The organism is Lactobacillus delbrueckii subsp. bulgaricus (assembly GCF_046938665.1).
Taxonomy (GTDB): Bacteria; Bacillota; Bacilli; order Lactobacillales; family Lactobacillaceae; genus Lactobacillus; species Lactobacillus delbrueckii_C.
On record NZ_JBKZCD010000003.1, the window covers coordinates 193550 to 205495 of the forward strand.

The 11946-nt window shown below is 48.7% G+C and carries 8 protein-coding genes and 1 tRNA gene; all 9 read right to left on the bottom strand.

Annotation, left to right across the window (positions count from 1 at the left end; all coding sequences use genetic code 11):
• Nucleotides 1–13: 13 nt before the first annotated feature.
• Complete coding sequence (locus ACLUXO_RS03645) at nucleotides 14–1045, bottom strand: ABC transporter permease (RefSeq protein ID WP_412136353.1); 1032 nt, start codon at nucleotides 1043–1045, stop codon at nucleotides 14–16.
• 21 nt (nucleotides 1046–1066) lie between these two features.
• Nucleotides 1067–1987, bottom strand: coding sequence for an oligopeptide ABC transporter permease (gene opp3b, locus ACLUXO_RS03650; protein WP_412136354.1), 921 nt, complete (start codon nucleotides 1985–1987; stop codon nucleotides 1067–1069).
• A gap of 425 nt (nucleotides 1988–2412) precedes the next feature.
• On the bottom strand, nucleotides 2413–4059 hold the full coding sequence (locus ACLUXO_RS03655; protein WP_412136355.1) for a peptide ABC transporter substrate-binding protein: 1647 nt from the start codon (nucleotides 4057–4059) through the stop codon (nucleotides 2413–2415).
• Between the two features lie 221 nt (nucleotides 4060–4280).
• Nucleotides 4281–5915 carry a peptide ABC transporter substrate-binding protein gene (locus ACLUXO_RS03660; protein WP_412136356.1) on the bottom strand — a complete coding sequence of 545 codons (1635 nt, stop codon included), beginning with the start codon at nucleotides 5913–5915 and terminating at the stop codon, nucleotides 4281–4283.
• A 185-nt stretch (nucleotides 5916–6100) separates the two neighbouring features.
• Complete coding sequence (locus ACLUXO_RS03665) at nucleotides 6101–7729, bottom strand: peptide ABC transporter substrate-binding protein (RefSeq protein ID WP_412136357.1); 1629 nt, start codon at nucleotides 7727–7729, stop codon at nucleotides 6101–6103.
• Between the two features lie 237 nt (nucleotides 7730–7966).
• Nucleotides 7967–9595 (bottom strand): peptide ABC transporter substrate-binding protein, encoded by a 1629-nt coding sequence (locus ACLUXO_RS03670; protein WP_412136358.1) that lies wholly within the window; start codon nucleotides 9593–9595, stop codon nucleotides 7967–7969.
• Nucleotides 9596–9792: 197 nt separating this feature from the next.
• Nucleotides 9793–10443: an HD domain-containing protein gene (locus ACLUXO_RS03675; protein ID WP_412136359.1), complete on the bottom strand. Its 651-nt coding sequence runs from the start codon at nucleotides 10441–10443 to the stop codon at nucleotides 9793–9795.
• A gap of 83 nt (nucleotides 10444–10526) precedes the next feature.
• Complete coding sequence (locus ACLUXO_RS03680) at nucleotides 10527–11678, bottom strand: GGDEF domain-containing protein (RefSeq protein ID WP_412136360.1); 1152 nt, start codon at nucleotides 11676–11678, stop codon at nucleotides 10527–10529.
• Nucleotides 11679–11788: 110 nt separating this feature from the next.
• Nucleotides 11789–11861 (bottom strand) — tRNA-Thr (locus ACLUXO_RS03685).
• Nucleotides 11862–11946: the final 85 nt, after the last annotated feature.

Sequence of the window (11946 nt, forward strand, 5' to 3'; positions counted from 1 at the left end):
ATGTTCGTCTCCCTTATCTTTGGCCCTTAGGGTCGAAGGCATCACGCAGACCGTCACCGAGCAGGTTGAAGGCAATCATCAAAACGCAGAGGACTGCTGCTGGGTACCACATTTGGTATGGCAGGAACTGGAAGTTCTTCTGCCCTTCGTTCAAAAGCACACCCAGGGAAGTTTCAGGCGCGGAAATACCGATACCGATGAAACTCAGGAAGGCTTCGAAGAAGATGGCACTCGGGATGGTGTACATGGTTTGAATGATGATGATACTGGACAGGTTTGGAATCAGGTGCTTGGTAGCGATCTTAAAGGTTGATTCACCCAAGGACCGGGCTGCCAGAACGTATTCTTCATTCTTCAAAGACAGTGTCTCGGCACGGATCTGCCGGGCCATCGTGGTCCAGGATGAAATAGCCAGGGCCAGGATGATGGAAGTGATACCAGGCTTCAAAACAACCAGCATCAAAACAACGATAACCAGAGTTGGAATTGAAGAAATGATTTCGATGATCCGCTGCATGATGTTGTCAGTCATGCCGCCCTTCCAGCCGGAGATGATCCCGTAGGTAACACCGATGGCCAGGTCGAAGAAGGCGGCAACCACGGCAACGATCAAGGAGATCTTGGTACCGTAGATGATTCTTTGGGCCAATGACCGGCCCAGGTAGTCGGTCCCGGCAACGAAGTACTTGCCAGCTGGCACTGAAGCGTAAGCATCAGTCCAAACGCCGTTTTGCTTGATCTTCCCGTTCAAGCCGTTGAGCCAGTCAAAGCCCTTCCACTTGGCCGGGAGGTTGGCGTATTGCGGAGCTGACTTAACCAAGCTGGAGTTGTTGATCCAGAAGCTGGAACCAAAAGCGATAACCACCATCACGATGATGATCACGGCGGAAATCATGGCTGCCTTGTTGCTCTTGAATCTGATCCACACGTTCTGCATGAAAGAAAGTGAGGGACCTGAAATGTGTTCCGCGCTTTGCGTGTCACCCTTTTCCACATGTTCAAAGGATTCAGGTGTGATCTTTACGTTACTTGCGTCTTGATCCATTGATTTTAACCTCGCTTTCCGTTAGTCAGTCAGTCTGATCCGTGGGTCGATCAGACTGTACACGATGTCAGTGAGCAGCAGGATTACCACCAAACCGAAGCAGTAAACCATACTTACACCCATGATAGTCGGGTAGTCGTTGGTCAAGATTGACTTGGTGAACTGTTCCCCGATCCCAGGAATGTTGAAGATATTTTCGATAACCATTGAACCAGTCATCAAAGCAACGGCGTATGGCCCGATCAAGGTAACCAGTGGAATCATTGAGTTACGCAGGGTGTGCTTTCTGATGACTTCGATCCGGCTAAGACCCTTGGCCTTGCCCAGTTCAACGTAGTCGGAACTCAAGGTGTCGACCATTTCCGTTCTGATAAATCTGGCTGTTTCGGCCAGTGGCCCAACCGAGAGGGCGATCGTCGGCATGATCGTCTGTGCTGCTTCACCCCAGCCGGCGATTGGGAACCAGCCCAGCTTCAAGCCGATGTAGTATTGAAGCAATACCGCCAGAACGAAGTTAGGAACCGACTTACCGATGATGGAAACGATCGTCGCGGTGGAGTCAATCCAAGTACCTTGGTTCATGGCCGCGATTGAGCCGATGATGATCCCCAGGATAACCCCGACAACCAGAGCTTGCAGACCCAATTGAGCTGAAGCACCCAAACGCGCCCCGATCAAGCTGGAAACAGGCTGGTTGCTGTATTGGAAGGAAATCCCAAAGTCACCATGCGCGGCGCCAGCCAGGTAGGTGATGTATTGTTCAATAACAGGTTTGTCCAAGCCGTATTGCTTGTTCATAATTGCCTTTTGGGTAGCCGTCATCTTTGCTTCGTTGGCATACGGAGAACCTGGCATCATCTTCATTAAGAAGAAGGTAATCGTCGCAACGAGGAACAAAGTGAGGATCATGTAGAAAATACGTTTTAGTAAGTATTTAGCCATAGTATTGCTCCTTACACTTTTTCGCTTTAATCAGCATTACATTTTTAATGTTTTTCTTATTATACCAAAAAATAAAGAAATTACCATACGATGATATAAAACTGTACCCCTAAAAGTCAAGCGCTACGGGCTTTTTGTCCATTTTTCCCATCATTTGGCAACTAACTTAAACTTTGCTTTTTTCTTTTTTGAGTCTATCTGGAACTTAGACTGGCCTTTTTTAAATAAGTGTTCGGCTAAGATAAAAATATTAGTCTTTTTTCCTGTAAAAACTAATTTTCTTAACTTTCAGCCAGCAGACATCTTTAGTGGCCTCCCTCCTTTAGCCCAAAAAATATCCTATTCCCGGACATAAATCCCGGAATAAAGAAAAAGTTGAGCGTTATTGCTAACGTCTCAACTTTCAATTATACCACGGTTAAATTTTAATTTTTAACCGCGTAAGTTGTCTTAAAGTCTGGGTATTCGCCGTTGAAGACCAGGTTCTTGATATTTGGTCTGATCATCCAGGCCTGGCCCATGTGGTAAAGCGGGCTGATAGCTTCCTGGTCGATCAGGATCTTTTCCGCCTTGAGCAAGGCCTTGCGGCGCTTGGTCTTGTCCATGGTCAAGGAAGCCTTGACTGCCTTGTTATATTCCTTGTTCTTCCACTTGCCGAAGTTGTAAGTCTGCCCTGACTGCATGTAAGCCAGGAAGTGGTATGGGTCCGGGAAGTCGCTGGTCAAGCCGCCCAAAACGACGTCAAAATTATTGGCAATTTGCCGGGAAACCCGGGTCGTCTTTGGCAGGTTGTTGACGGAAACGGTCATCTTGCCGCCAAAGGCCTCAGTCAAGGCACTCTGGATGAATTCCGTCTGCTTCTTGTAGCTGTCGTCGTCGTCAGCCATCAGAGTAAAGGAAACCTTCTTGACGCCCAGTTCCTTCAAGGCCTTCTTGAAGTAGCTGCGGGCGGACTTGAGGTCGTATTCCACGTACTTGTTCACGCTGGAGTTGGCACTTTCCGCTTCCTGGGCAAAATTCTTCCCATCTAAGACCACGTTGGTGGCTGAGAAGGTCTTGGCCTGGGTGTTGTAAGTCCCGATCGTGGACAAGAGCTGCTTGCGGTTGATGGCCATGGAGATGGCCCGGCGCAAGTTGGCATTACGGAAGATCTTTTTCTTCTTATAGTTGTAGCAGAGGTAGGTAGTGTTGCCCAAGGTCAGAACCCGGTAACCCTTCTTGCCCTTCATACTCTTGGCTGCCTGGGTATCCAGGATAGCCGCGTCCAGCTTCCCGGTCTGGTAGAGGTTGTAGTCAGTTGACGGGGTCTTCTGGACACTGTAGTTGATCGTCTCCAGCTTAACTGCCTTCTTATCCCAATAATACGGGTTCTTAGCCAGCTTCCAGGTCAGGTTGGACCCAGTCCAGCCCACGGACTTGAAAGGCCCGTTGTAGACGGCATAGGCGGATTTGGTCCCGTAGCGCTTGCCGTACTTCTTGACAGCTTTGGAGTCCAGCGGCTTCAAGCTGATGGCCGTAACGACCTTAAAATAAGGAATCTTCTTTTCAAAAGTCACGACCAGCTTGTACTTGCCTTCGGCCTTGACGCCCAGGCTGGACGGCTTCTTCTTGCCTTCAGAGATCTTGATGGCATTCTTGATGCCTTCGTAGTTGTTGACCTGGCTGGAGGCAGTCTTGGGGTCAACCTGCCGGCGCCAGGCGTAAACGAAGTCTTCTGCCGTTACCGGGTCCCCGTTTGACCACTTGGCGTCCTTTCTCAAGTAAAAGGTCCAGGTCAAGCCGTCTTTAGAGGTCGTGCTCTTGGTAGCCACGCCCGGAACGGTTTTGGAGTTTTCGCCCAGCCGGTAGAGGCCTTCATAAGTATTGGCGATCTGTTCCTCACTGGCTGTATCGTCGGCCTTAGCCGGGTCCAGGCTTTCCAGTTCAGAAGTGGTCATCCAGTTGATTGACTTTTCATAGCCGCTGCTGGAGACAGGCTTGGCTGACTTGGTCGCGGTCTTGCTGCAGGCCGCCAGCAAGAAGGCGCCGGATACGGCGACAGTTGCCGTCAGAAGCTTTTTAAAATTACTCACTGTCTTATCCTCTCTTGGTCAAAAAACTTTTTTGTAAAACACATCTTTTAGCAATTCATCAGCATCTAATCATTCTCTCATTATAAAATATTTCCCAGCCTGTGACAATTCAAAAAATATGACAAAAAGAAAATAGCCAGAATAATATATAGAGAAAAACAAAAACGGAGCCGAGGCTCCGTTTTCGAAAAATCTGTCAACTTAATTTTGTAATTTCCAGGCTACTTGATGTAGGCTTCCTTGAAGTTGTAAGGTGCGCCGGCACCGTTGAAGACAACGCCCTTGACGCTGGTCTTAACCAGGGTAGCTTCGTTTGAGTAGTACAGTGGGGTGACACCTTGGTCTTCGATCAAAGCGCGGTCAGCAGCCACCATAGCCTTCCAGCGGGCTGCGGTTGACCCAGTCGTCTTAGACAGGGAAATGTTCTTGTTGTAGATGGTTGACTGCCACTTCCCGTAGTTGTAGGCGTTGCCCTTGGAGAGCAGGTCCAGGAAGGAAATTGGGTCAGAGAAGTCGGCGGTCCAGCCAGTAGCCACGACGTCGAACTTCAAGCTTGATACCCGGGACAGACGGGTCTTGAATGGCACGTTGGAAACTTCGACCTTCATGCCCAGGGTTGATTCCAGGGCACTTTGGATAAATTCGGTAACCTTCTTGGCGTCGTCAGTGTCATCCCCAAGCAGGTTGATCGTGATTTGCTTCTTGCCCAGTTCCTTCAAAGCCTTCTTGTAGTATTCCTTGGCCTTGGCCTTGTCGAAGCCTTGAACAGCCTTAGTAGCAGCGGTTTGCACTTCACTTGAGAAGTCCTTGCCAGTGCTTGAGTCAGTAATCCCGGCAGCCGTGAAGGAAACAGCAGGACTGTTAGCCGCGCCGACAGTCGTTGCCAGGGCCTTCTTGTTGATGGACAGGGAGATAGCCTTGCGCAAGTTTGCGTTGGCCAGGTTCTTGTCCTTGGCAATGTTGTATTGCAGGTATCTGGTAGAAGCAAACTTTCTTACAGTCCAGCCGGTTGACCCCTTAAGCTGCTTGCTTTGCTGGGCGTTCAGGTTGGTTTCGTCCAGCTTGCCGCTTTGGTAGAGGTTGTAGCTGGTTGACTGGGTCTTTTGGACGCTCATGCTGATCTGGTCCAGCTTGACGTTCTTCTTGTCCCAGTAGCTGTTGTTCTTGACCAGCTTCCAGGAAAGGTTAGTCCCGGTCCAGCCGGTCATCTTGAATGGACCGTTAGACAGAACGTACTTGGCAGCCGTACCGTACTTGTCCCCGCACTTTTCCACGAACTTTTGGTTTTGCGGGAAGAAGATGTAGAAGCCCATCAGCAGCTTGAAGTATGGGATTCTCCGGTCCAGGTTCACTGTCAGCTTGTACTTGCCGTCAGCCTTGATGCCCAAAGTGTTGACCGCCTTCTTGCCGGCAACGATCGCGTCAGCGTTCTTGATGCCGGAGAACAGGTAGGCGTATTCAGAAGCAGTCTTTGGGTTGACCGTTCTTCTCCAGGAGTAGACGAAGTCCTGGGCGGTAACTTCATCCCCGTTGGCCCATTTAGCGCCCTTGCGGAGGTTGAAGGTCCAGGTCTTGCCGTCAGAGCTTTCCTTCCAGCTCTTGGCGATCCCTGGGGTTGGCTTGGCATTGTTGCCCAGCCTGATCAAACCTTCCATGACATTATTGAACTGGTCAGCGTCGTAACGGTCGGTGGCCTTGGACGGGTCCATAGTCGTCAGTTCGGCAGCTTCTGTCCAGGACAACTTCTGGGCCTTGGATGATGAGCTTGACTTGCTTGATGAGCTGCCACAGGCTGCCAGAAGCGCAGCTGAGGCGAGCAAAACTGAGCCGGTAGCGAATAACTTCTCTTTTCTCATAATTGCACCTCATTTTATTAAAAAACAAACATAGATTAGATTAGAATTAAAAGCTATAACTTAAACCTAATTATAACGGGTATTTTTTAATTTTCAACCCCTTTTTAAAAATAAAAACGGACAAAAAACAGGAAAAAAAGAGAACGCCTTCCGGCGTTCTCTTCTAAGCTTTAGCTAGCTTGTTATTACTTGATGTAGGCGTCCTTAAAGTTCCAAGTACCACGGTTTTGGATGACGTTCTTGACACTTGGACGGATCATCCAGACATTAGTGTCGTAGTACAATGGTGAGATCCCGGCATCCTTCAGCAGGATGGTTTCAGCCTTGCTCAGATCGCTCCAGCGCTTGCTTGCGGAAGCAGTGGTCTTGGAGTCAGCAACCAGCTTGTCGTAAGTTGCGTTCTTCCACTTACCATTGTTTTCAGAGTTGGTGGAAGTGAACAGGTCCAGGAAGGAGATTGGGTCGGCGAAGTCGGCGCTCCAGCCGGAGACAACGATGTCGAAGTTGCCGGCAGTTGACCGGGACAGACGGGTCTTGAACGGCAGGTTTTGCACGCTGACGCTGACCTTGTCGCCAAAGGTTGATTCAAAGTTGGACTGCAGGGCTTCAGTGGTCTTGTTGCCGGCGTCAGTGTCGTCAGACAGGATCTTGAAGCTGAACTTGCTTACGCCCAGTTCCTTCAAGCCCTTGTTCATATACTTAACGGCTTCCTTCTTGTTCGGGTTAGCCGGGTACAGGCTTTCAGCTGAGCTTGGGATCAGCTTGGTGTAGTCTTCCCCGTTGACGTTGGTCAACTGGGTTGGAGTCAAAGTGTCGGCTGGCTGGTTGTTGCCGCCCAGAGTGGTGGTCAGGCCCTTCCGGTTGACAGCCAGTGACAGGGCCTTGCGGACGTTAGCATTAGCCAGGTACTTGTTCTTGGCAATGTTGAATTGCAGGTAGAAAGTAGCACCTTGGTTAAGTTCGGTGTAGCCCTTTTGGTTCTTCAATTGCTTGGTTTGTGAAGAGTCCAAGGCAGTCGCGTCCAGCTTGTTTGACTGGTAGAGGTTGTAGGCAGTTGATGGAGTCTTTTGAACAGTCCACTTGATGGTGTCGAGCTTGACGCTCTTCTTGTCCCAGTAGTATGGGTTCTTGACCATCTTCCAGGACAGGTTGGACCCGGTCCAGCCAGCGTGCTTGAATGGCCCGTTGTAGAGCATGTACTTAGAAGCCGTGCCGTACTTAGAACCGTACTTGGTAACAGCCTTTTCTGACTGTGGGAAGAAGACGGCAAAGCCCATCAGCTTGTCAAAGTATGAGATCCGCCGTTCCAGGGTGATGACCAGCTTGTACTTGCCAACGGCCTTGATCCCCAGAGAGCTGACTGGCTTCTTGCCGGCAACGATGGCGTCAGCGTTCTTGATCCCGGAGAAGAGGTAAGAATATTGAGAAGCAGTCTTCGGGTTGACGGTCCGGCGCCAGGAGTAAACAAAGTCCTTGGCGGTCAATTCACTGCCGTCGCTCCACTTGGACTTGCGCAAGGTGTAAGTATAGGTCTTCCCGTCCTTAGACACCTTTTCGCTGGTAGCCAGGCCCTTTTCCAGCTTGGAGTTCTTGCCTAAGCGGTAGAGACCTTCCATGGTGTTGGAAATCTGGTTGAAGGAAGCCGCGTCGGTGGCCTTTGAGAGGTCCATAGTTGGAATTTCGGCTGAGTCCATCCAGGTCAAGGTCTTCTTGCTGCTGGATGAAGAAGAACTGCTATTGCCACCACAAGCAGCGAGCAACGCTGCTGAAGCCAGAACCGTGGCTCCCAGGCTTAAAGTCTTAGATAATTTCATCTTTTTCTCCTTGCTTTTACTGACTGTTCCAGCGCCTACACAAATTAAAGCTCTACAGCAGCCTTTAATGATATTTTCATTATAATTCTTGCTTTATGATTCTTCAAGTATTCTTAAGAAAAAGCGCTATTTCATTTCAACAATCTAAACATTTAAAAACGGATACAAGCCAATCTAAAAATACTTATAGCAAAACAAAACAAAAAAGAAGAGGCTGAGCCTCTTCTTTTTGCTTGATTACTTGATGTAAGTGTCCTTGAAGTTCCAAGTACCACGGTTTTGGTATACGTCCTTAACAGTTGGACGGATCAAAGCAGCGTTAGTGTTGTAGTAAAGTGGAGCAACACCGACATTGTTCAGCAGGATGTCTTCTGCCTTAGTCAGGTCGTCCCAACGCTTGCTGGTTGAAGCAGTAGTCTTGGAGTCAGCGATCAGCTTGTCGTAGGAAGTGCTCTTCCACTTACCGTTGTTTTCTGGGTTAGTTGAAGTGAACAAGTCCAGGAAGGAGATCGGGTCAGCGAAGTCGGCACTCCAGCCGGAGATTACGACGTCGAAGTTGCCGGCAGTTGACCGGGACAGACGAGTCTTGAATGGCAGGTTTTGAACTGAAACGCTAACCTTGTTGCCGAAGGTTGATTCGAAGGTTGATTGCAGGAATTCAGTAGTCTTCTTGCCTGAGTCAGTGTCGTCGGACAAGATCTTGAAGCTGAACTTGCTTACGCCCAGTTCCTTCAAGCCCTTGTTCAAGTACTTAACGGCTTCCTTCTTGTTGGTTGAAGCTGGGTAGAAGCTTTCAGCAGACTTGGAGATCCGCTTAGTGTAGTCTTCACCGTTAACGTCTGTCAATTGAGTTGGAGTCAAAGTGTTGGCTGGAACACTGTTGCCGCCCAGGGATGAAGTCAAGCCCTTCCGGTCAACAGCCAGTGACAAGGCCTTGCGGATGTTAGTATTAGCCAGGTACTTGTTCTTGGCTTGGTTGAACTGCATGTAGAAGGTAGCACCTTGGTTCAAGGTTACGTAGCCCTTCTGGTTCTTCAATTGCTTGGTTTGTGAAGCGTCCAGGCCAGTGTAGTCCAGCTTGTTTGACTGGTACAAGTTGTAAGAAGTTGATGGAGTCTTTTGTACGCTCCAAGTGATGGTGTCAAGCTTGACGTTCTTCTTGTCCCAGTAGTATGGGTTCTTGACCATCTTCCAAGACAGGTTTGAGCCAGTCCAGCCGGTTTGCTTGAACGGACCGTTGTAGAGCATGTACTTGGAAGCCGTACCGTACTTAGAACCATACTTGGTTACGGCCTTTTCTGATTGCGGGAAGAAGACAGCAAAGCCCATCAGCTTGTCAAAGTAAGCGATCCGGCGTTCCAAAGTAACAACCAGCTTGTACTTGCCAACAGCCTTAACACCCAAAGTGTCAGGCTTCTTCTTGCCGGCTACGATCGCGTCAGCGTTCTTGATCCCGGAGAAGAGGTAGGAATATTGAGAAGCAGTCTTTGGGTCAACAGTTCTGCGCCATGAGTAGACGAAGTCCTTGGCAGTCAGTTCGCTGCCGTCGCTCCACTTGGACTTGCGCAGGGTGTAAGTGTAAGTCTTACCGTCCTTAGAAACCTTTTCGCTGGTTGCCAAAGCCTTTTCCAACTTGGAGTTCTTGCCCAAACGGTACAAACCTTCCATAGTGTTTGACAACTGGTTGAAGGAAGTAGCGTCAGTGGCCTTGGACATGTCCATGGTTGGGATTTCTGAAGCAACCGTCCAGTTCAAAGTCTTCTTTGAAGAAGAGGATTCCTTACTGCTGTTGCTGCCACAGGCAGCCAAGAGAGCAGCTGATGCCAGCACAGTTGCACCAACGCTCAAAGTCTTAGATAACTTCATCTTTTTTCTCCTTATAACACATATTTGTTTGGGCTGAAAAGATGGCCAACACAGCTTAAAGCCGTCCCTCAGCCAACATGATAAATTAATTATAATTCTAAGTTAGACTCTTTTCAAGAGTTAACTTAAAGAAAGATAAATTTTTGCCCATAAAAAGCTAAAAAGATGTCAGCACATGGCCAATTTGTTAATTTCCTCTAATTTAAATACCACTCCTGCTTAAATTCCTGGACAAAATCCCGCATGTATTCTGTCCGCCGGCGGGCTTCTTTTTGGGCCGCCTGGCTGTTCATCAGTCCTTCCAGCTTAAACAGCTTTTCATAAAAATGATTGATCGTAGTTTCTTCATGATTCCGGTATTGATCATGGCTGACTAATTCCATCGGCGGGATTTCCGGATCGTAGATCTTGTCATCATGCTTGCCGCTGTAAACGAAGGCCCGGGCAATCCCCATAGCACCCAAGGACTCCAGCCGGTCGGCATCCTGGACGTACTCTCCTTCTAAAGAGAGCTGGTAGTGGCGGTCAATATTTTTGGAAAAAGACATGTGCTCGATCGTGAAAAAGACATTGTCTTGATCTTCCCCGCTTAAGCCAGCAGCCGTGAAGACTTCCCGCAATTTGGCTAAAACTTCACTTGGGTTTGGGCAAACCTTCTCATCGATCGTGTCGTGGACAAAGCCCGCCGTATACGCAATATCCCGGCTCTTTTGGCTGGCCTCCGGGTGATCCGCCAGCAGCATTCTTTCAGCCAAGACTGCCACCCGCTTGCCGTGGTAATAGTCATGCCCCGTTCTTTCTTCAGCCAGGTTTTCTTTGACAAAATCCGCGATCAGTTTCCGTTCCATTTTTACCTCCATGTGTGCTGTAATTATTTTTTCAATTATAGCGGACGGTTGTAAAAATGCAAGCAAAAAGAGAACTAGAGTTCCTAGTTCTCTTTTGAGATTTTATAGTCCTTTTGCAATGACAAGGTGATGTAAAAGACCTTGCCATAACGGACATCTTCAACCAGCCGGGTCTTACCAAAGACTTTCCGGCATTCACCCTCCTTGGTCAGCAGACGGCAGGATAATAAACGGGGCTGGCGGCTTTGCCTTTCCACATCTTCAGCAACAACCAGGTCAACCAACGGCCGGTCAGAGGGATAAATCATGCCCAGCAGCTTGCCGGCCGTAAAGGCGAGTAAATCCGTGAAATCCTTAAAACCCAGCATTTCCAAGAGCGGCTGATTGGCAAACAGGATTTCTCTGTTCCCTTCTGCCTGGCAGATAAGGAAGGAAACCGGCAAGTTATCAGCTACTTCCCTTAAAGTAAAGCTGAATTGCTTCCGGCCGGTCCGGATCATCGCATCGTTGTATTCCCGCCAGCCATTTTTCCCCTCATCTTTAACCACGTAAAGAGCCGTATCAGCCTTGGTCAAGGCATCAGCCATTGAGACTGCCTGTTGGGGATAATGGACGTAACCCAGGGAAATAGAAAAAGGGTATTGCTGGTCTTTAGCAGAAAAGACCTGGTCCAGTTCAGCCATGCGCGCGATTTTATGATCATCCTCACCTGGAACAAAAGCGCAAAATTCGTCCCCGCCATTGCGGCAGATAATCGACTCGCTCCCCAAGACGCTTTCCAGATTGATGGCCAAAGTTACCAAAACCTGGTCGCCCACGCTGTGGCCATGAACATCGTTGATCAGTTTGAAGTTGTCAACATCCAGCATGACGAAGCTGCCTTGAGCATTCGGATGCAGGCGGATATAATCATTGACCTGGTCATCAAAGGCAGTCCGGGTCAAAAGCGTTGTCAAATCGTCCCTGCTGGACATGTATTCCAGCTGCCTCTGCTTTTGCAAAAAATAGCGCAGCATAACCAGCAAAGCAGTTAGCAAAAACGCGATCAGCAAATGAGACAGCAGGTATCTCCCGTCCAGCAGGTAAAACTTCCCGTCATCGACCGTAAAGTCTTGTGTCCGGGTTTCGATCGCGGCTAAAACGACCACAAAAATAGCCAATACAATGACAGCTGTATTGGCGAAATTGGCGAACCGCCGACGAATGACCAGCAATCTGGCCCTAATTTTTTGCATGCGATTCTCCTCCAAAATAACAATTGACTAATAATGTTTAGTATAACAGTATTTTGAAGAGCGATGCAAATATTTTTATCACTTTTACTGATCAGTTAGTTGCTTTTTTAAGCTGCTAGCCAGATTTGAACTGGCGACCTCCTCCTTACCACGGCGGTGCTCTACCTCCTGAGCTACAGCAGCGCCTTAATTGTAACATGCCGGCTTCTTTTCGGCAAAAGGATAAAAAGTAAACAAAAAAAGAAAGCTTCCAACTGGAAACTTTCTA

Coding starts and splice junctions, on each gene's coding strand:
- ACLUXO_RS03645 (WP_412136353.1), bottom strand. CDS start 1,045: ATGGATCAAGACGCAAGTAACGTAAAGATCACACCTGAATCCTTTGAA.
- opp3b (WP_412136354.1), bottom strand. CDS start 1,987: ATGGCTAAATACTTACTAAAACGTATTTTCTACATGATCCTCACTTTG.
- ACLUXO_RS03660 (WP_412136356.1), bottom strand. CDS start 5,915: ATGAGAAAAGAGAAGTTATTCGCTACCGGCTCAGTTTTGCTCGCCTCA.
- ACLUXO_RS03665 (WP_412136357.1), bottom strand. CDS start 7,729: ATGAAATTATCTAAGACTTTAAGCCTGGGAGCCACGGTTCTGGCTTCA.
- ACLUXO_RS03670 (WP_412136358.1), bottom strand. CDS start 9,595: ATGAAGTTATCTAAGACTTTGAGCGTTGGTGCAACTGTGCTGGCATCA.
- ACLUXO_RS03675 (WP_412136359.1), bottom strand. CDS start 10,443: ATGGAACGGAAACTGATCGCGGATTTTGTCAAAGAAAACCTGGCTGAA.
- ACLUXO_RS03680 (WP_412136360.1), bottom strand. CDS start 11,678: ATGCAAAAAATTAGGGCCAGATTGCTGGTCATTCGTCGGCGGTTCGCC.